Origin of the sequence: Curtobacterium sp. MCBD17_026 (genome assembly GCF_003234895.2) — a bacterium.
Lineage (GTDB): Bacteria > Actinomycetota > Actinomycetes > Actinomycetales > Microbacteriaceae > Curtobacterium > Curtobacterium flaccumfaciens.
The window spans coordinates 2,706,939-2,726,312 of sequence record NZ_CP126281.1 but is presented as its reverse complement, the minus strand read 5'-3'; the positions used below and the strand labels follow the sequence as shown (position 1 = coordinate 2,726,312).

The window sequence follows — 19,374 nt, the reverse complement described above, 5'->3', positions numbered from 1 at the left end:
ACCCGGACTGCTCGCGCGAAGGAAGTCGGCGGTCGGAGCCCCTCTCGCTACCGGGGCCACTCCTCGCCGTTGGCGAGCTCCGAGCCAGTCTCGCCAGCCGTGGCAGCGGTCGGCGGCGGTTCCCCGACATTACAGTTCGAGGTGGGAAGTGGCAGGACCTACCCTGGACGGATGCTCTCCCGCCGCGAAGCCGCCGTCCGGCTCGACATCCCCCTCGAGATGGCGACCCGCCACGGCATCCCGTCGCGCCTGAGCGAAGCGGAGCTCGACGCGATCGAGCAGGACCCGCCCGCCTGGCTCGTGCAGTCCCGCGCCAACCGCACCGGCACCAAGAAGGTCTGGACGCGCCTGGAGTGCGTGGTCTGCGGCTTCGACGAAGAGGCGCGTCCGAAGAAGTGGTGGCCCGAGTGGGACTACCTGATGTGCGACTACCACGCCCCGTACCAGGCGCCCGAGCCCACCGCCGGCCTGACTCGGCGTGAGGTCGAGGGCATCGGCAGCCGTTTCATCGCCCTCGTCGACGAGAAGCACTAGCCCACAGGCTCCGCAGGGCGCGCTGCGGCAAGCAGACGCGACCACGCAGACGGACGGGAGGCCCGGTGCCAGCCGGCACCGGGCCTCCCGTCCGTCTCGGGTGGAGCTGCGGACGCTACTCGGTCGTCGAGACCCAGTCGATGAGCAGGTTGCCCTTCTCGCCCCAGTTGCCGACCTGGAACATGAAGCGGTGCGGGGTCGTCGGCACGTCGTGCGTGACGGTGCCGAGGACCTTGCCGTCGACGCTGTACGTGACGGACTCACCGGGAACCCAGTCGACCTTGTAGGTGTGCCAGTCGCGCCACGAGACGCCGGTGCCGAGCTGGACGCGCTCGGCTTCCTTGCCCGGGGTCATCGAGTGGTGGAACACCGAGGGGCTGTCCTCGAAGTTGCCCTCGGGGAAGTCGATCTCGCCGTCGGCCCACACGTTCGACGTCGGCCACAGCATGAAGGCCGCGCCGTTGCCGTCGCCGCCGGTCGCCTTCGCGCGGACCGAGAACGAGCCACCGACGTGGTCCCAGGCGCCGTCGGAGGACCCGAAGGTGCCGGCCGCTCCGGCACCGGTGCCGAGGGCGACGTCCATCACGCCGTCGTGCACCGACACGGTCTTGCTCGGCGCGTAGATGCCCGAGGTGCCGTCGGGGTAGGCCTGCCACGACTGCGGGTAGAGCGACGAGACCAGGCCGGTGACCGCGTTCTTGGTGAAGTCCTCGACGAACGAGGCGTCCGGTGCGATCGCGGAGAGGTCCGCGGGGGATCCATCCGCTTCGGGTGCCGCCTCCGGCGCGGCCTCGGGCGCGGGCTCGGCGACGGGGGCGGAGTCCTCGATCGGCGCCGAGTCCTGCTCGGCCTCAGCATCCGGGGTCCACTCGTCGGTGGGGGCCGGGGTCTCCGTCTCGTCGGGGGCCGGCGTCGGGGTGGGGTTCACCGGGGCGTTGTGCCAGCGGCGTTCGCCGTCCCAGCCCCACCAGGTGCGGGCGGAGGCGGCGGTGGGGACGCCGAGGACCAGGGCGCCGGCGGTCGCGATCGCGAGGATCGCGCGGTGGCGGATCATCGGGTGCCCCCTCGGGTGGTCAGGGGCGTGGACGTGTTCCGTGGGGTCGTGCCGCGCGAGGGCGTGCACGTGCTTCGGGTCGAGATGTCGGGCTCCTCGTGGATGCTCGGGCGCAGGATGCGGGGAGGGACGGACGCATCAGCCGGCCGGATGCCGAGGGTTTCGTTGACACGTCCACGGACATCTTGCATCATTTGTGACCCGTTCGGGGGGCGTCACGGAAATCGACCGACGAACGCCCGGTGTCCGACCGTCGAACGTGCACGGTGCAACGCGCGGCGAGCCGACGGGTCAGACCCGGGGGATCGGCTGCAACCGCTGCAGCTGCGTCACGTGCCCCGGCTCGAGCTCATCGAGCGAGGCCACCCCGAGCAGCCGCATGGTCCGCTCGATCTGCTCGGACAGGATCTGGATCATCCGGTCCACCCCGGCCTCGCCGCCGGCCATCAGCCCGTACAGGTAGGCACGGCCGACCATCGTGAACTTCGCGCCGAGGGCCACGGCAGCCACGATGTCGGCGCCGGACATGATGCCCGTGTCGAGGTGCACCTCGGTGTCCTTCCCGACCTCCTTGACGACGGAGGGCAGCAGGTGGAAGGGCACCGGGGCGCGGTCCAGCTGCCGGCCGCCGTGGTTCGACAGCGTGATGCCGTCGATCCCCAGGTCCGCCAGGCGCTTGGCGTCGGCCAGCGACTGCACGCCCTTCACGACGACCTTGCCCTGCCACTGGTCACGGATCCAGGCGAGGTCCTCGTAGGTGACGGTCGGGTCGAACATGTGGTCGAGCAGCTCGCCGACGGTGCCGGACCAGCGGTCGAGCGACGCGAACGCCAGCGGCTCGGTGGTCAGGAAGTCGAACCACCACCACGGCCGCGGGATCGCGTTCACCACGGTCCGGGCACTCAGCTGTGGCGGGATCGAGAACCCGTTCCGCTTGTCCCGCAGCCGCGCACCCGCGACGGGGACGTCCACGGTGACGAGCAGGGTGTCGAAGCCGGCCTGCTGGGCGCGGGAGACCAGCGCCATCGACTTCTCGCGGTCCTTCCACATGTACAGCTGGAACCAGTTGCGCCCGTGCGGGTTGGCGTCGCGGACGTCCTCGATCGCGGTGGTGCCCATGGTGGAGAGCGAGAACGGGATGCCGGCACGTCCGGCGGCCCGGGCACCGGCCCGCTCGCCCTCGGTCTGCATCATCCGCGTGAAGCCCGTCGGCGCGATGCCGAACGGGTAGGACACCGGCGCCCCGAGCACCTGACGCGAGGTGTCCACCCTCGACACGTCCCGCAGGATCGCCGGGGTGAACTCGATGTCCTCGAACGCCTGCCGGGCACGGGCGAGGGAGATCTCCGCCTCGGCCGCGCCCTCGGTGTAGTCGAACGCGGCCTTCGGGGTGCGACGGGCGGCGATGTCCCGCAGGTCCCAGATCGTCAAGGCCTGCTCGAGGCGCTGACGCCGACCCGGCAGCGAAGGCTTCTTGAACTGCATGAGCGGCGCGAGGTCCCGCACCGTCGGCAGCTGCCGCTTGACCCGCGTGCGGGCGGCGGACGCGGCGCCGGTCGCGGGTGCCGGTGCGCCTGTCGCGGGGTCGATCCGGTGCTGGTCGTCGGTCGTGGTCATGCGTGGCTCCTGACGGGGGATCGATCGGGATCGGCGCGCGACGACGCCGAGGGGGTGTACCGCACGGGCTCGACGCTCCGTGCGACGATGCTGCGGAGTGCCTCCAGTGAAGCCCCTCCGAGGCCCGCGAGTCCGACGGCGCGCGCCTGCACCAGCACGTTGCCGAGCGCGGTGGCCTCGACCGGCCCCGCCACGACCGGCAGGCCGGTCCGGTCCGCGGTCAGCTGGCAGAGCAGCCGGTTCTGCGAGCCGCCGCCCACGACGTGCACGACCCGGATGGCCTTGCCGGTCACGTCGGCGATGGTGCGCAGGGTCTCGGCGTACGCCGTCGCGAGCGACTCGAGGATGCTCCGGACGAACTCCGCGCGCGAGGCGGGGGCGCTCATCCCGTGCGCCGCGCACCACGCTGCGATCCGCGCCGGCATGTCGCCGGGTGCGGTGAACGACTCGTCCGCGGGGTCGAAGACGGGGACCGGGGCGGTGACGGCCGCGGCGGAGGCGAGCAGGGCCTCCAGGTCGACCTGGTCGCCACCGCGCTCCCAGGTGCGGACGCTCTCCGACAGCAACCACAGTCCGGACACGTTCTTCAGGAACCGGACGCGACCGTCGACACCGCCCTCGTTCGTGCAGTTCGCGCGTCGCGCCGCGTCCGACAGGACGGGCGCGTCGAGCTCGACGCCGACGAGCGACCACGTGCCCGACGAGATGTAGGCGAAGTCCGGCTCCGTCGCGGGGACCGCGACGACGGCGCTCGCCGTGTCGTGCGAGCCGACCAGCGTCACGTCGGCCTGCCCGCCGACGAGCTCGGCAACGGACGGCAGCAGGGGGCCGAGTCGGTCGCCCGGGTCGCGCAGCGTGGGCAGCAGCCCGGCCGGGAGGCCCGCAGCAGCCCGCACCGCCGGGTCCCACCCACGGGTGGTCGCGTTCAGTGCCCCGGTCGTCGAGGCGTTCGTGCGTTCGGCCGCCTCGACCCCCGTCAGCCAGTACCCGAGCAGGTCGGGCACGAGCAGCGCACGCTGTGCGAGTTGCAGCGACGGGTCGGCAGCCCACTGGAACAGGGTGTTGAACGGCAGGTGCTGCAGGCCGTTCCGGGCGTACAGCTCGGCGGCGTGCATCCGGTCGTGCACGGGGACGACACCGCCCTGGTGCCGGTCGTCGCGGTAGTGCGACGGCAGCCCGAGCAGTCGGCCGTCGCGGAGCAGGCCGTAGTCGACCGCCCACGAGTCGATGCCGACGCTGGCGATCGCGGGGTGCTCGGCGAACGCACGCCGCAGCCCCTCGGTCACCTGCCGGTACAGCTCGACGACGTCCCAGTGCAGGGCGTCGCGGCCGGTGTCGTCGTCGCCCTCGTGCAGGGTGACGGGGCCGTTCGGGAACCGTGCGACGTGGTCCATCCGGACCCCGTCCTGGTCGACGTGGCCGACGATCACCCGGCCGCTGGTGGCCCCGAGGTCGACCGCGGCGACGCTGCCGCTGGTGTGCATGCTCGTGCTCCTGCTCGTCGCTACCGCAGGAAGGCCGCGGCGACGCCCGCGTCGACGGGCACGTGCAGGCCGGTGGTGTGCGAGAAGTCGTCGGTGCAGATGGCGTAGACGGCGTTCGCGACGTTCTCGGGCACGACCTCACGCTTCAGGATCGTGCGCTGCGCGTAGAACCTGCCGAGGTCCTGCTCCTCGATGCCGTACGTCTTGGCGCGGTTGGCACCCCAGCCGCTCGCGAAGATGCCGGAGCCGCGCACGACCCCGTCGGGGTTGATGCCGTTGACGCGGACGCCGTGCTCACCGAGCTCGGCCGCGAGCAGCCGCACCTGGTGGGCCTGGTCGGCCTTCGTGGCGGAGTAGGCGATGTTGTTCGGCCCGGCGAACACCGAGTTCTTCGACGAGATGTAGACGATGTCGCCGCCCAGGCCCTGCTCGATGAGGACCTTCGCGGCGGCCTTCGACACCAGGAACGAACCCTTCGCCATCACGTCGTGCTGCAGGTCCCAGTCCTGCTCGGTGGTCTCGAGCAGGCTCTTGGACAGCGACAGCCCCGCGTTGTTGACGACGAGGTCGAGGCCGCCGAAGTGCAGCAGGGTCTGCTGGATCGCCCGGTCGATCGCGGCGGCGTCCGTCACGTTCGCGGCCACGCCGATCGCGCGGTCGCCGTCGCCGATCTCGGCGGCGGTCTCCTGCGCCTTCGCCAGGTCGAGGTCGGCGATGACGACGGCGGCACCCTCGGCCGCCAGGCGCTTCGCGATCGCCTTGCCGATGCCGGACGCTGCCCCGGTGACCAGGGCGATGCGCGTCGCGAGCTTCCTGGGCGCGGGCATCCGCTGCAGCTTCGCCTCTTCGAGTGCCCAGTACTCGATCCGGAACTTCTCGGCCTCGTCGATGGGGGCGTAGGTGCTGACGGACTCGGCACCGCGCATCACGTTGATGGCGTTGACGTAGAACTCGCCGGCGACGCGGGCGGTCTGGGCGTCCTTGCCGTACGAGAACATCCCGACGCCGGGGACCAGCACGATGAGCGGGTCGGCGCCGCGGATCGCGGGGGAGTCCGGCGCCCGGTGCCGGTCGTAGTACGCCTGGTAGTCCGCGCGGTACTGCTCGTGCAGTTCGTGCAGGCGGGCGGTCTGCTCGTCGACGCTCGCCGTTGCGGGCAGGTCGAGGACGAGCGGCTTGACCTTGGTGCGCAGGAAGTGGTCCGGGCAGCTCGTGCCCAGCGCTGCGAGGCGCGGTGCCTGCTCGCTCGCCAGGAAGTCGAGCACGACGTCGGTGTCGGTGAACCGACCGACGACGGGCTTGTCGTGTCCGGCGATGCCGCGGATCGTCGGGGCGAGGGCGGCGGCGCGTGCACGGCGTTCCTCGGTGGGCAGGGCCTCGTACCCGGGACGGACCGGGCCGAACGGGTCGGCGGTGCCGTTGGCCGCGAGGTACTGCTCGGCGGTGTCGATGATCCAGCGGGAGTTCGCTTCGGCTTCGTCGCTCGTGTCACCCCAGGCCGTGATGCCGTGGCCGCCCAGGATCGTGCCGACGGCGTCCGGGTGGTCGCGCTGCACGGCGGCGATGTCGAGCCCGAGCTGGAACCCGGGTCGGCGCCACGGCACCCAGACGACCCTGTCACCGAAGATCCGCTCGGTCAGGGCCGGACCGTCCGCCGCCGTGGCGATCGCGATGCCGGCGTCGGGGTGCAGGTGGTCGACGTGGGCGGCGTCGACGAGGGCGTGCATCGCGGTGTCGATCGACGGCGCGGCACCGCCCTTGCCGTGCAGCGTGTAGTCGAAGGCGGCGACCATCTCGTCCTCGCGCTCCACCCCGGGGTAGACGTCCTGGAGGGCACGGACGCGGTCGACGCGCAGGACCGCGAGGCCCGCCGGGGTGAGGGTGCCGAGGTCGCCCCCGGAGCCCTTCACCCAGAGCAGCTCGACCGGTTCGCCCGTGACCGGGTCGGTGTCGGTGCCCTTGGCGGAGGTGTTCCCGCCCGCGTAGTTCGTGATCCGCGGATCCGAGCCGAGCGCGTTCGAGCGCGCGACCAGCGCCCGGATCGTGGTGTCTGCGTCGGTGCCGTGCATTGCGGGGTCCACCCGTGCCTCCACTGTGTTCGTCATGTTCCTACGCGCCCCAGCCGGCCTGGACGCCGCCGACGCGGTCCGCTGCGATCGACTGCTGGTACCCGGACTCCAGGTAGGCGCGCATCGGGTTCGCAGGCAGTCCGCGGGACTCGCGCCACTCGGCCAGGTCCTTCCGGACGTCGGTCTGGTACGCGTCCATGAAGACCTCGTTCGCGCCGAGGACGTCGTGCGCCTCTTGCGCGGCGGTCAGTGCGACGCGGTCGAGGAGCAGCGCGCGAGCCGTCATCTCCTGCACGTTGAGCACCGAGCGGATCTGGCCGGGGATCTTGTCCTCGACGTTGTGGCACTGGTCGAGCATGAACGCCACGTCGGGGTTGTCGTAGCCGCCGCCGCGGATGACCTCGACCAGGATCCGGAACAGCTGGAACGGGTCTGCGGCGCCCACGATCAGGTCGTCGTCGGCGTAGAAGCGCGAGTTGAAGTCGAAGGAACCGAGCTTGCCGAGACGCAGGAGCTGCATCACGATGAACTCGATGTTCGTGCCGGGGGCGTGGTGCCCGGTGTCGAGGCAGACCATCGCCTTCGGCCCGAGTGCCGCCGTCTGCACGTAGCTGGTGCCCCAGTCGGGAATGTCCGTGTGGTAGAACGACGGCTCGAAGAACTTGTACTCGAGCACCAGTCGCTGGTCGGCGCCGAGGCGGTCGTAGATCGTGCTGAGCGACTCGTGCAGGCGGTCCTGGCGGGAGCGCATGTCCTCCTGGCCGGGGTAGTTCGAGCCCTCGGCGAGCCAGATCTTCAGGTCGCGGCTGCCGGTGGCGTCCATCACGTCGATGCAACGCAGGTGGTGGTCGATCGCCTTCTGCCGGATCGTCTCGTCGACGTGGGTCAGGGCGCCGAACTTGTAGTCGTCGTCCTGGAACGTGTTCGAGTTGACGGTGCCGAGCGACACCCCGTGCTCCTCGGCGTGGCGCTTGAGGTCGGCGAAGTCGTCCACCAGGTCCCACGGGATGTGCAGCGCGACGGTGGGGGCCAGGCCGGTGTACTTCTGCACCTGGGCGGCGTCGGCGATCTTCTCGTAGGGGTCGCGCGGAGTGCCCGGCGTGCTGAACACCTTGAAGCGGGTGCCGGAGTTGCCGAAGGCCCAGCTGGGCAGCTCGATCTGCTGTCGTGCCAGCTGGTCGGCGATGCCGGCGAAGCTCGGGGTCGATGTCATCGTGTCACTTCCTCGTGTGCGATTGAATCGTTTCATACGGTACGCGCTGCGCGGGGGCCGCGCAAGCGTGGTGGGTGGGGTGGTGCCGCAAAACACCGGTGTTCACGTGTTGAACACGCGCGTTCGGGGGTTCGACGCGCGAACACCGGTGTTTTGCGAGCCAGGCCCCTACGCGGCGGGGACCGCGGCGGGGGCGCGCAGGTCGTGCGTGCCCGCGCCGACGCGCTGCTCGGGGGCACCCGGCAGGCGCACCAGGGCCGAGACGCCCTCGGGCACGGTCGCCCGGACGCGCAACTCCCCGTCGACGAGCTCCCACCGCACGGCGACGTGCCCGTGCACCGTGTCGAGCGAGGTCTCCGCCCACGTCAGTCCACCGCCCGGCTGCGGCGCGATCAGGACGGCCGAGTACCCCGGTGACAGCGGCGACAGGCCACCCACCACCCGGTGCATCCAGTCCGCCACGGCACCGAGTGCGTAGTGGTTGAACGAGGTCATCTCACCCGGGTTGATCGTGCCGTCCGGCAGCATCGAGTCCCAGCGCTCCCACACCGTCGTCGCGCCCATCGTCACCGGGTACAGCCACGAAGGGCACTCGGTCTGCAGCAGCAGTCGGTAGGCGTCCTCCAGGTGGCCCGTCTGCGTCAGCGCGTCGGTGATGAAGGGCGTCCCCGCGAAGCCCGTCGAGATCCGGTACCCGGACGCCTCGACCAGCTCGGCGAGACGCTCGCCGGCCACGGCCTGCTCCTGCTCGGACAGGATCCCGAACACGATCGCCAGCGTGTACACCGTGGTCGCGTCCGACAGGATCCGCCCGTCGTCCTGCAGGTAGTGGGTGCGGAACCCGGCCTGGAGGCGCGTGGCGAGTTCCCGGAACTCCGCCGCTTCCGCCTCGTGACCACCCAACAGCTCCGCCGCGTCCGCCACGATCGTCGCGGACCGGTAGGCGCAGATCGTCGCGACGACGCCCTTGTCGGCCTTCGCGTCGGCCGGGGCCTCGGGCGGGGCGTCCGGGTCGAGCCAGTCGCCGAACTGGAACACGGTGTCCCACAGGTCCTCCGGGGACAGGTGGTCACGGACCCGGCGCAGGTGTGCGGCCATCGAGTCGAACTGCTCCTCGAGCACCGCGGTGTCGCCGTACGCCTGGTACAGGGTCCACGGCACCCAGACGCCGGCGTCCGACCAGACGGCGGTCGCGTCGGGCTTGCCGAAGTCCTCGGCGGGGGAGTACTTCAGCACGTCCGGCACCACGAACGGGATGACCCCGTCGGCGTGCTGCTGCTCGAGCCAGACGTCGCGCAGCCAGTCGGCCAGGAAGGTCCGCGTGTCGAACAGGTACGAGGCCGTCGGCGCGAACGCGGCGATGTCGCCCGTCCAGCCGAGTCGCTCGTCGCGCTGCGGGCAGTCCGTCGGCACGCTCAGGAAGTTGCCCTGCATGCCCCGGACGACGTTGTCGTGGAAGGTGTTCAGCAGTTCGTGGCTCGATTCGAAGGTGCCGGTGCGGGTGAGGTCCGAGCCGACCTGCACGGCGGTGACCGCGGCGCGGAGCTCGTCGTGCGTGCCCGGGAACCCGTCGACCTGCGCGTAGCGGAACCCGTGGAACGTGAAGCGGGGCTCGAACGTCTCGGGCTCGTCGTCACCGCGCAGGGTGAAGTGGTCCGTCGCCTTCGCGGTGCGCAAGGGGCGGGTGCCGAGCTCGTCGTGCTCGAGCACCTCGGCGTGCTGCAGGGTGAGCACCGTGCCGGCCGGGCCGGTCGCGGTGACCCGGACCCAGCCGACCAGGTTCACGCCGAAGTCGACCAGGGTCGCTCCCGACGGGCTCGTCCAGATCTCGACCGGGGCGATCTCGGCGAGCGGACGCACCGGCGGCACCGTGTCGGCGACGAGTTCGCGCTCGCCGATGTCGACCGTGTGCACCGTGCTCGTGCGGCCCTGGTGGCCGTCGACGCTGGGCACGGTGACCTCGCCGGGCGTCAGGAACGAGCCGTCGCGGAGTCGGGCGTCGATGTCCTGCCCGTCGTAGAGCTGGTCCGCGGTGATCGCACTCGACAGGGCCTGCCAGTCGGTGTCGGTCGTCACGCGCTGCTCGTGCCCGTCGGTGAAGGTGATCCGGAGTTCGGCGAACCCGGCGCGCTCGTCCGTGTACCAGCCGCCACCGCCGCCCCAGGCCAGGCGTCCGGCGGCCCAACCGTTGCCGACGATGAGCGCGAGCACCGCGGGATCGCCCGGTGCCGCGTCGACGAGGTGTGGCGTGACGTCGTGGGACACGACGCGGATGCGCCACTCGTAGCTCGTCCACCCCGGTTCGAGCAGGTGGTCGGAGACGCGCTGTCCGCCGAGCCAGGCCTCGACGACGCCGAGTGCGCTGACGTCGAGCGTGGCGGCTGTGACGGCGCCGTGCCCGTCGTCGAGGGTGAACTCCCGACGCAGGATCGGGGCGCTGCCGAGGTCGCTGTCGGCCGCGATGAACGGTGCGGTCCAGGTGGTCATGTGATGGTCCTTTCACGCGACCGGTCGTCGTCGACCGGTGCGGGGTCGTTGGCCCGGCCGTGCGCCCGGGCGGGCGGTGTGGCGGAGGCGCGTCGCGCCTCCAGACCGGGGTGGGCGGTCAGCCCTTGACGGCGCCGCTGGTCATGCCGGCGACGATCTGACGGTTGAAGAAGACGTAGAGGATCAGCGGCGGGATCGTGATGAGCAGCACGTCGGTGAACAGCAGGTTCAGCTGGCTGACCGACTGGCTCTGGAACGCGTAGAGCGTCTGCTGCACCGTCGCGTTCTCGGACCCCGGCAGGAAGTACAGCGGGTTGGTGAAGTCGTTGAACACCGTCACCGACTGCACGAGCACGACCGTGATGATCACCGGCTTGAGCAGCGGCAGCACCACCCCGAAGAACAGGCGGATCGGGCCGGCGCCGTCGAGCACGGCGGCCTCGTCGAGTTCCTTCGGGATCGTCGCGACGAACGCCCGGAACAGCAGGATGCAGAAGGACAGGCCGAACGTCGCCTCGATCAGGATCATCCCGCCCATGGTCTTGAACAGGTTGAGCCCCTGCAGCACCCAGATGGTCGGCACGATCGCCGGCGGCACGATGAGCCCCGCCAGCACGAAGAAGTTGATCAGGCCGTTCCACCGGCTCGGTCGCCGCTGCAGGACGTACCCGACCATCGCGGAGAACACCACCATCACGGTCACGCTGCCGACGGTGAGCAGGGCACTGTTCCAGAACGCGCGGAGGATGCCTCCGTCGCCGCTCTGGAACACCGCCTGCAGGTTCTGCCACAGCTGCCAGTCGGTCGGCAGGCTGAAGCCGAGCTGGTTCGCCTCGGCCGGGTTCTTCGCCGCCTGGAGCAGGACGAAGACGAACGGCACCAGGAACACGACGAAGCTGACGACGATGGCGATCGAGCCGATGATCCACCTGCGGGCGCGCCCGGGGTGGCGGTTCCGGCTCGCCGGTGTGGGGCGGCGGCTGCCGGACGCCGACGCGTGACCGGTTCCGGGGGTGGTGACGGCGGTCACAGGTCCGCCTCCTTGCGGTTGAGGAGCCATGAGACGGGCACCATGATCGCCGTGACGACGACGAACAGGACCACGTTGCCGGCGGTGGACAGGCCGTAGAAACCGGCCTGGTACTGCTTGTAGATCACGCTCGCGATCACGTCGCTCGTGAACCCCGGCCCGCCGCCGGTCATCGCCCAGATCAGGTCGAACGACCGCAGGCCGCCGATGAGCGACAGGATGATGACGGTGCCCATCGCGGGGCGGGACAGCGGCAACGTGATGTTCCGGAAGATCGACCACGCGCTCGCGCCGTCGACCCGTGCCGCCTCGAAGTACTCCTGCGGGATCGCCACGATGCCGGCGATGAAGATGAGCGTCGCGATGCCGACGCCCTTCCAGACGTCCACCGCGGCGACGCTCCACAGCGCGAGCGCCGGGTCGGTCAGCCACCCGGGGGTGGGCAGGCCGACCGAACCCAGCACACCGTTGATGATCCCGTGGAACGGGTCCATCAGCGCCTTGAACGTGATGCCGATGCCGATGGTCGACACGAGCACCGGGAAGAACACGACCGCCCGCAGGTAGCCGCGCCCCAGCACGGGCGACGTGAGGAGCAGGGCGAGGGCCAGTCCGAGGACCACCTTCGCCGCGCTCGTCACGAAGCCGTACTGGAAGGTGTGCACGAACCCGGAGACGAGCTGCGGGTCCTGGAAGAACCGGACGAAGTTGTCGAAGCCGATGAAGGTCTGGTCGAACAGCGTCCAGCGGGTGAGCGAGAAGTAGAACCCGGCGAAGGTCGGGACCGCGAAGAACACGACGTACAGCGCGATCGCCGGGATGAAGAACCACGCGGGGTAGAACGAGCGCATCCGCTTGCGCGCTGGTCCGGGCCGGCCGGCCTTGCGGGTCTGCGGCGGGGCCACCGCCGTCGTGAGGGTCGCGGTCACGCCGGTCACCAGCCCTTGATGCCGAGCTGCTGTGCCTGCTGCACGACGTCGTCGTCGTACTGGTCAGCACCCTTGGCCGCGGTGGTGATGCCCGAGCCGACCTGCACGCAGATCTTCTCGAGGTTCGGGCCCTTGATCGGGGACAGGAACTCGAGCGCCGGGCTCGCCTTGCCGTCGTCCAGGTACTTCTGCAGGTCGTCGATCATCGGGGGCACGTCGTCCGGCAGCGAGCAGGTCGAGATGACGTACGGGCCACCGGGGGTGCCGGTGTCGTTCTGCACCTGGCAGCCCTCGGACGAGTTCGCGAAGGCGATGAACTTCTTCGCCGCCGCCAGCTTGTCACCCGTGGTGGTCTTCGGGATGTACAGGCCGTTCGGCTCCCAGATCGTCAGGTTCGTGTCCGCGGCGTCCTCGGCCGGCAGGGCGAACGCGCCGATGTCCTCGACCGCGTCGGGGGAGTCCTGCTGGATCGCCGAGATCGCGTTCGTGAGCATCGGGTACTGCGCGCCGGTGCCGTCGGCCAGCATCTTCAGGCCGTTCGCCTGCGTGGCCGAGGCGTAGTCCTCGTTGTACAGGTCCTTGTCCTTGCCCTCGGCGAGGTGCTCGAACCCGGCGAGTGCGGGTTCGTCGGCGTAGGACTCCTTGTTGGCGGTGTAGTCGTCCGCCCACTTCTCGTCCTGTGCGGTGATGTTCGCGAAGTCGCCGAGGACGAACAGCTGGCTGGTCCAGGTGTCGCCGTAGGTCTGGATGATCGGGGCGACGTCGCCGGCGTCCTTGATCTCCTCGCTGTTGCTGATGAACTCGTCCCAGGTGGTCGGGACCTTGAGACCGAGGTCGTCGTAGACCTTCGTGTTGTAGAGCACCGCACCGCCGAAGCTCGTGCCGAACGGGGCGCCGTACATGCCCTTGTCGGTGCTGACGACCTTGGTGAACTGCGGGTCGACGTCGCCCGCCCACTTCTCGTCGGACAGGTCCACCAGGGTGTTGTCCGGGTTGAGGGCCTGCATGAGCGAGCCGGAGTTGTAGTTGAAGACGTCGGCGGCCTCGCCGGTCGACAGTCGGGTCTTGATCAGGTTGTCGCCGTCGGTGCCCTGGGGTCGGGTGTCGAACTTGACGGTGATGTCGGGGTTGGCCTTCTCGAAGGCCTCGATGAGCGGCTTCGCGGTGGCCGCGGTGGCCGGCGCGTTGTCGGCCTGGTAGGTGATCTCGACCTTGCCGCCGCCTTCGTCGGCGGAGCCGCCGGACGAGCACGCTGCGAGCCCGCCGATCAGGACCGTCGCGCCGCCGATGGCGATCGCGCGCTTGGTCATGGAACGAACTGACATTCCTTACCTCCTCGTAAGGCCCGGGGCTGGGTACCCCGGGTGAAACGGACCCGGATCCCGCGCCGTCGCGGGGTCCGGTTACTGCGTTTTAGAACGTTTCAATCAGGATGGAACCACGCGGATTGAAGCGTGTCAATCGCTGTGCCGATTTCGTTACGCGATCCCGCGGAGCGGGTGCGGTGCGGTGTACGGGGTGGTCGCTCGCTTGTCCATTCGTCCGCCGACGCGCGGCGCTGCACCGTGCGCTGGTCGCGCCGCCCGCCGGCCGGGAGGCCCGTGTCGGCGCCGCCCCGCGCCTCCCGTCCGGTGCCGGGTCGCGTCCGCAGGCCGAGTCTCGGCTCCGCGGGCACGATGCGGCCGTGCGAGGGCGAGTCCTGTCCGCCTGGCCGAGTCTCGGCTGACGTGGTCAGGCCTCGGTGCGCCTCGGGTCGCTCGACGTGATCGTGCCCGCGACGACGGCTGCGGCGGCTGCTGCGGCCGCGCCCTCGCGACCGAGCGTGCTCTCGCGCGGCACCAGCTCGCTGCCGAGCACGACGGTCCGGTGCACGTGCATCGGGTCGGTGAGTTCCTCGAGCAGCAGCTCCACCGCGGCCGCACCCATCTCCGAGCCGTGCATCGTCACCGAGGTCAGCGGCACCGCACCGCCCCACGCCACGGAGTTGTGGTCGCAGCCCGACACGGGGATGTCCTCGGGGACACGGATCCCGGCGGCTCGGAGCTCGGAGACGACGGCCATCGCGAGCAGGTCGGTCACTCCGAGCACCCCGTCGGGGCGTTCGTCCGCGGGCATCCGGGCGATGCGGAGCCCCGCGTCGGTGCCACCCGGAGGGTCGATGTCCCCGGCGTCGACGTCGACGAGCTCGACCCCCGGGTGTGCCGCGACGGCCCGCAGCACGCCGGCCCGTCGCCGGTCGACGGGCTGCAGGTCCGGACGGGCGCTCACGAACCCGATGCGTCGGCAGCCGCGCTCGATCAGGTGCTCGGTCGCCAGGAACCCGGCCTGCTCGTTGTCCACGACCACCGCGCACGCGTCGAGTTCGGTCGGCTCGTGGTTGACGTACACGACGGGTCGGCCGTGGCGCCGCGCGACCTCGACCTGGTCGCGGGACTCCGTCATCGAGGCGAGCAGGATCCCCGACACCCGGGCGCTCTCGAGGTAGGCGAGGTGTTCGCCCTGTGCCTGCAGGTCGTCCTCGCTGCTGGCGATCAGCAGGGTGAAGCCGCGTTCCCGCGCGGCCAGCTGTGCGCCGTTGACCATGTCGCTGAACAGGGAGTTCCGCAGCGACATCACCACCAGGCCGATCGCGCGCGTGCTGCCGGACACCAGCGCCCGGGCGTTGCGGTTCGGTGTGTACCCGAGCGCGTCGATCGCGTCCCGCACGCGTGCGGCGGTCGCGTCGGCGACCCGCTCGGGGTGGTTCAGGACGTTCGAGACCGTGGCGAGCGACACCCCGGCCCGGGCTGCGACGTCGTGCACGCTCGGCGGACCGTCGCGCCGGGGGACATGCACCATGCTCCGATCGTAGGCGGCGGGGGAGCCGTGTCCGGACCTCGCCCTAGGCGTCGGCGACGGAGGACTGCCGCACCACGAGCTCCGGTGTGAACTCCACGTGCTCGAGGTCGATGTCCTGCCCCTGCTCGACCTGCTTCGTCAGGAGTTCGATCGCGCGGCGACCGAGGTCCTGCGCGGGTTGCCGCACCGACGTCAGCGGGACCACGGCGGACTCGGCGAACGCGATGTCGTCGTAGCCGACGATGGCGATCTGCTCGGGCACCGCGATGGTGCCGCGCATGATGAAGGCCTGTTCCAGCCCGACGGCGAGCAGGTCGTTGGCGGCGAAGACGGCGTCCGGGCGTTCGGCGGCCGGGCGGGCCTGGATCGCTTCGCCGATGCGGCGCCCTTCGAGCACGGACAGCGAGGTGGTCGGCAGGGCTTCGAGCCGGATGCCCGCGGCCTGTGCGGCGGCGAGTGCCCCGGCGTGCCGGTCGGCGACCTGGCGGATGCCGAACGGCCCGCCGACGAAGGCGATGTGCGTGCGGCCGATCGCCGCGAGGTGCTCGACCGCGATGCGGCCGCCGGCGATGTCGTCGACCGAGACCGAGGCGAAGTGCTCGTCGTCGGCGCGACGGTCCACCAGCACCACGGCGGTGCCCTGGTCGCGCAGCCGCGCGAGCCGGGACAGGTCGTCGCCGGCGGGGGAGATCAGGAGTCCGGCGACACGGCGTTCCTCGAACAGGTCGACGTAGGTGCGTTCGCGGTCGGTCGACTCGTCGGAGTTGCCGATCAGCACCGCGAGGCCGTTGTCCATCGCGGCGTCCTCGGCGCCCCGGGCGACGTCGGTGAAGAACGGGTTGCCGCCGTCGAGCACGATGAGCCCGACGGTGGAGCTGCGTCCGGCCCGGAGCTGCCGTGCGGAGTCGTTGCGGACGAACCCGAGCGTCGCGATCGCCGACTGCACGCGTTCCACCGTGCCGGGAGCGACCTTGTCGGGGCGGTTCAGCACGTTCGACACCGTGCCGAGGGACACGCCCGCGAGCGCCGCCACCTCTCGCACACTGACCGCCATGTGGCCATCCTGGCATCGGCGCGGTCCGCGCGGTCGGCCCGCGCCGTGATCGGTGGAAAACGCGGACGGGAGGCGCGGGGCGGGCCGTACCGGGCCTCCCGTTCGTGGCCTGGTCGCGTCGACTGCCCCCCGCACGGTGCGAGGACCGGCGCGGCGAACCCGCTCTTGCCAGCGCGCACACCGGAGCGCTATCGTCCTCGTCGTCCCGTTGAAACGATTCACCGACGAACACGCGAACGGAGGACCAATGGCGGTCCGCATCGGAGCCCGGAACACCACCGGCTGGAAGGCCACCGTCTCGGTGGCCATGTCGAACTACATCGAGTCGGGGTCGATCATCGCGATCGCCACGAGCCTGAGCCTCTGGCAGGCCGAGTTCCGGATCGGCGACCTCGAGGTCGGCCTGCTCGCGAGCCTGTCGGCGAACGCCTTCGGTGCCGCCGTCGGCGCGATCGTCGGCGGACCGCTGTGCGACCGGTACGGCCGGAAGTTCATCTACACGTACGACCTGCTCCTCTACATGCTCGGCATCCTGCTCGCGGTGTTCGCCGGCAGCTACGGCATGCTCCTGGTCGGCTTCATCCTGACCGGCATCGCCGTCGGTGCGGGCGTGCCGGCGAGCTGGACCTACATCGCCGAGCAGGCCCCCGCGGACAAGCGTGCGGCCCACGTCGGCACGGCACAGCTCGCGTGGTCGATCGGGCCGATGGTCGGGTTCGCCCTGGCGATCGCCGCGGCACCGCTCGGCCTGCTCGGCAGCCGGCTCATCTTCGCCCACCTGTTCGTCGTCGCCGCGATCGTGTGGTGGCTCCGCCGCGGGCTGCCCGAGTCGGCGATCTGGAAGGACGAGCGCGCGGCCACCGGCACGGCGAACTTCTTCCACGGGATCACGCAGCTGTTCAGCCGCCGGAAGAACCTGACCGCGATGCTGTTCCTGTTCGGCGTCTACGCGCTCTGGAACACCGTCGCCGGGCAGGCCGGCATCTTCCAGCCCCGGGTGTACGCGGCGACCGGGGTCACGAGCGTCACCGAGCAGTACGGGTTGCAGATCCTGGTCTGGGGCTGCACCGTGGCCGCGACGTACTTCGGCTTCATGCGGTACGCCGACCGGGTCAGCCGCCGCGCGCTCTACGCCGCCGGGGCCGTGCTGGCGATCATCGCGTGGGCAGTCCTCATCTACGCGCCCGCCAACCTCGGCACCCTGCTGTTCTTCGCCGTGGCGTGGGGCGTCTCGTCGGGCATCGGCGCACAGGCGTTCTACGGCCTGTGGACAAGCGAGCTCTTCGCCACCCGGTACCGCGCCAGCGCCCAGGGCGTGCTGTTCCTGGCCGCCCGCGTCATGGTCGGACTGCTGAGCATCTGGTTCCCGCTGCTGCTGTCGGACATCGGGCTGCGGGCCCTCGGCGGCCTGATCCTCGGGCTCCTCGCGCTGTCGTTCCTGGTCGGCACGATCTGGGCACCGCGCACCCGGGGCAAGACCCTCGAGGCGATCGAGGCCGAGCGCTACGGCACCGTCACGACGGTCACCGGGACGGTCCGCACCGCCGACGAGCGCACCGTCCACGACGCCGAGCAGCGTCGCCGCGAACAGGCCGGCCGGTGACCCGCGTCTGCTTCCGGCTGCAGGTGCAGGTCGAGCTGCTCGACGCCTACCGCGAGCGGCACGCCGCCGTGTGGCCGGCGATGCTCCGCGCGATCGCGGCGGCGGGACGGCGGAACTACTCGCTGTTCCTCGACGACGACGGGCTGCTCATCGGGTACTACGAGACCGACTCGGTGGCCGATGCCGATGCGGCACTCGCGGCGTCCGAGGTGGCCACGGCGTGGGAGGCGCACATGCAGGACCTCTTCGCCGGAGCCACCGGGCGCGCCGACCAGATGGCGCGGGTGCTGCCCGAGGTGTTCAACCTCGAGGACCAGCTGGCGGCAGCACCGGAGTGACGGGGGCCGTGGCTACCGTGGACGCATGCAGCCGCCAGCAGCCGGGACCCTCCGCATCCTCCACCTCTCCGACACCCACTTGACCGGCGACGGCGCCCTGCACCAGGGCGCGGTCGACACCACGGCCGCGCTCGAACGCCTGCTCGCCCACGTCGACGGCGTGCCCGGCATCGGGCTGGTGGTCGTGTCCGGCGACGTCTCCGAGGACGGCAGCCCCGAGTCCTACGCGACCGTGCGGGACCGCGTCGGCGGCTGGGCGGAGCGGCACGGAGCGGCCTTCGTCGCGGTTCCCGGCAACCACGACCTGCGCGAGGGCTTCCGTCAGGTCCTGACGAACGGGCACGTCCTGGGCCAGGGCGGCACGGCGCTGATGCACACGATGGAGTACCTGCCGCCGACGGTCCCGGTCTCCGGGCAGTCGGTCGTCGACGGGCGTCGGATCGTGACCGTCGACACGAGCGTGCCGGGTGCCGGGTACGGCGAGCTCAGCGACACGGCGCTCGAGCACCTGCGCGCGGCCCTGGCCGAAGGCGCCTGCAGTGGCACAGCCGATGCCCCGCACGGCACCGTCGTCGTCCTGCACCACCCACCGCTGCCCGCCCCGACCGAGCTGCACGAGGCCCTCCGCCTGCAGAACCCCGAGGCCCTTGCCGACGTGATCCGCGGTTCCGACGTGCGGGTCGTCCTCGCCGGCCACTACCACCACCACTTCGCCGGGTCGCTCGCCGGCGTCCCGGTCCTCGTCGCACCCGGTGTCGCGAACGACACCGACGTCGTCGGCCCGTACGACGAGGAATCAGCCGTCGTCGACAGCGGCGCACTCGTCGTCGACCTCGCCGCGGACGGCTCCGTCTGGTCGACACCGGTCCGCGTGCCCCGGGGCGACGCCGACCCGCGGGCGTTCCGCCTCGACCCCGAGACGGTCCGCGCCGTCATCGCGGCCGCCGGCAAGCACTGAGCCCGGTCCCCACGCGCGGCGGACGTGCGTGACGGCGGACCGGAGGCCCGTGGCGGCGTCGCCACGGGCCTCCAGTCCGCCGTCTGGTCCCGTCCACAGCCGCGGTACCCCACGTCTTCGGGTTGCGTGCGGGAACACCGAGTAGCACGGACGCACACCTGGAGCG

At 71.0% G+C, this 19,374-nt stretch carries 15 protein-coding genes; 4 read left to right on the top strand and 11 right to left on the bottom strand.

Annotated features, from left to right (window positions below; genetic code table 11):
* Window positions 1–171: 171 nt before the first annotated feature.
* Window positions 172–534 (top strand): hypothetical protein, encoded by a 363-nt coding sequence (locus DEI85_RS12935; RefSeq protein ID WP_111038207.1) that lies wholly within the window; start codon window positions 172–174, stop codon window positions 532–534.
* A gap of 115 nt (window positions 535–649) precedes the next feature.
* On the opposite strand, the gene DEI85_RS12930 is transcribed toward DEI85_RS12935, so the two are convergent.
* From DEI85_RS12930 to DEI85_RS12880, 11 genes are all read right to left on the bottom strand, one after another.
* Window positions 650–1,588 (bottom strand): glycoside hydrolase family 16 protein, encoded by a 939-nt coding sequence (locus DEI85_RS12930; protein WP_284183430.1) that lies wholly within the window; start codon window positions 1,586–1,588, stop codon window positions 650–652.
* A gap of 291 nt (window positions 1,589–1,879) precedes the next feature.
* Window positions 1,880–3,205: an alpha-hydroxy acid oxidase gene (locus tag DEI85_RS12925; RefSeq protein WP_181436448.1), complete on the bottom strand. Its 1,326-nt coding sequence runs from the start codon at window positions 3,203–3,205 to the stop codon at window positions 1,880–1,882.
* Window positions 3,202–4,689, bottom strand: a complete 1,488-nt coding sequence (locus tag DEI85_RS12920) for a rhamnulokinase (protein ID WP_111124298.1) — start codon at window positions 4,687–4,689, stop codon at window positions 3,202–3,204. Before DEI85_RS12920 ends, DEI85_RS12925 begins: the two co-directional genes overlap by 4 nt.
* A gap of 20 nt (window positions 4,690–4,709) precedes the next feature.
* Complete coding sequence (locus DEI85_RS12915) at window positions 4,710–6,758, bottom strand: bifunctional aldolase/short-chain dehydrogenase (RefSeq protein ID WP_111124299.1); 2,049 nt, start codon at window positions 6,756–6,758, stop codon at window positions 4,710–4,712.
* 40 nt (window positions 6,759–6,798) lie between these two features.
* On the bottom strand, window positions 6,799–7,971 hold the full coding sequence (gene rhaI / locus DEI85_RS12910; protein ID WP_111124300.1) for an L-rhamnose isomerase: 1,173 nt from the start codon (window positions 7,969–7,971) through the stop codon (window positions 6,799–6,801).
* A gap of 168 nt (window positions 7,972–8,139) precedes the next feature.
* Window positions 8,140–10,458 carry a family 78 glycoside hydrolase catalytic domain gene (locus DEI85_RS12905; RefSeq protein ID WP_110862294.1) on the bottom strand — a complete coding sequence of 773 codons (2,319 nt, stop codon included), beginning with the start codon at window positions 10,456–10,458 and terminating at the stop codon, window positions 8,140–8,142.
* A 118-nt stretch (window positions 10,459–10,576) separates the two neighbouring features.
* The gene (locus DEI85_RS12900) at window positions 10,577–11,383 is read right to left on the bottom strand and encodes a carbohydrate ABC transporter permease (RefSeq protein ID WP_258366682.1); all 807 of its coding nucleotides are present in this window, start codon (window positions 11,381–11,383) and stop codon (window positions 10,577–10,579) included.
* Window positions 11,384–11,484: 101 nt separating this feature from the next.
* Window positions 11,485–12,417 (bottom strand): carbohydrate ABC transporter permease, encoded by a 933-nt coding sequence (locus tag DEI85_RS12895; protein WP_232536511.1) that lies wholly within the window; start codon window positions 12,415–12,417, stop codon window positions 11,485–11,487.
* Between the two features lie 5 nt (window positions 12,418–12,422).
* Entirely contained in the window at window positions 12,423–13,742 is a 1,320-nt protein-coding gene (locus DEI85_RS12890) for an ABC transporter substrate-binding protein (protein WP_111091253.1), read from the bottom strand.
* 406 nt (window positions 13,743–14,148) lie between these two features.
* Window positions 14,149–15,255, bottom strand: a complete 1,107-nt coding sequence (locus DEI85_RS12885) for a LacI family DNA-binding transcriptional regulator (RefSeq protein ID WP_111091252.1) — start codon at window positions 15,253–15,255, stop codon at window positions 14,149–14,151.
* 43 nt (window positions 15,256–15,298) lie between these two features.
* Window positions 15,299–16,309 (bottom strand): LacI family DNA-binding transcriptional regulator, encoded by a 1,011-nt coding sequence (locus tag DEI85_RS12880; protein WP_071247721.1) that lies wholly within the window; start codon window positions 16,307–16,309, stop codon window positions 15,299–15,301.
* Window positions 16,310–16,556: 247 nt separating this feature from the next.
* Between DEI85_RS12880 and DEI85_RS12875 the strand changes: the two genes are divergently transcribed.
* From DEI85_RS12875 to DEI85_RS12865, 3 genes are read left to right on the top strand one after another with little or no spacing between them, the layout of a single operon-like run.
* The gene (locus DEI85_RS12875; protein WP_220038957.1) at window positions 16,557–17,912 is read left to right on the top strand and encodes an MFS transporter; all 1,356 of its coding nucleotides are present in this window, start codon (window positions 16,557–16,559) and stop codon (window positions 17,910–17,912) included.
* The gene (locus tag DEI85_RS12870) at window positions 17,909–18,250 is read left to right on the top strand and encodes an L-rhamnose mutarotase (protein WP_111124301.1); all 342 of its coding nucleotides are present in this window, start codon (window positions 17,909–17,911) and stop codon (window positions 18,248–18,250) included. The genes DEI85_RS12875 and DEI85_RS12870 overlap by 4 nt, the downstream gene beginning before the upstream one ends.
* Before the next feature lie 25 nt (window positions 18,251–18,275).
* Window positions 18,276–19,208, top strand: coding sequence for a metallophosphoesterase (locus DEI85_RS12865; RefSeq protein ID WP_110862288.1), 933 nt, complete (start codon window positions 18,276–18,278; stop codon window positions 19,206–19,208).
* The last annotated feature ends 166 nt before the right edge of the window (window positions 19,209–19,374 follow it).

Coding starts and splice junctions, on each gene's coding strand:
- DEI85_RS12865 (WP_110862288.1), top strand. CDS start 18,276: ATGCAGCCGCCAGCAGCCGGGACCCTCCGCATCCTCCACCTCTCCGAC.
- DEI85_RS12915 (WP_111124299.1), bottom strand. CDS start 6,758: ATGCACGGCACCGACGCAGACACCACGATCCGGGCGCTGGTCGCGCGC.
- rhaI (WP_111124300.1), bottom strand. CDS start 7,971: ATGACATCGACCCCGAGCTTCGCCGGCATCGCCGACCAGCTGGCACGA.
- DEI85_RS12920 (WP_111124298.1), bottom strand. CDS start 4,689: ATGCACACCAGCGGCAGCGTCGCCGCGGTCGACCTCGGGGCCACCAGC.
- DEI85_RS12925 (WP_181436448.1), bottom strand. CDS start 3,205: ATGACCACGACCGACGACCAGCACCGGATCGACCCCGCGACAGGCGCA.
- DEI85_RS12935 (WP_111038207.1), top strand. CDS start 172: ATGCTCTCCCGCCGCGAAGCCGCCGTCCGGCTCGACATCCCCCTCGAG.
- DEI85_RS12880 (WP_071247721.1), bottom strand. CDS start 16,309: ATGGCGGTCAGTGTGCGAGAGGTGGCGGCGCTCGCGGGCGTGTCCCTC.
- DEI85_RS12875 (WP_220038957.1), top strand. CDS start 16,557: ATGGCGGTCCGCATCGGAGCCCGGAACACCACCGGCTGGAAGGCCACC.
- DEI85_RS12930 (WP_284183430.1), bottom strand. CDS start 1,588: ATGATCCGCCACCGCGCGATCCTCGCGATCGCGACCGCCGGCGCCCTG.
- DEI85_RS12890 (WP_111091253.1), bottom strand. CDS start 13,742: ATGTCAGTTCGTTCCATGACCAAGCGCGCGATCGCCATCGGCGGCGCG.
- DEI85_RS12885 (WP_111091252.1), bottom strand. CDS start 15,255: ATGGTGCATGTCCCCCGGCGCGACGGTCCGCCGAGCGTGCACGACGTC.
- DEI85_RS12905 (WP_110862294.1), bottom strand. CDS start 10,458: ATGACCACCTGGACCGCACCGTTCATCGCGGCCGACAGCGACCTCGGC.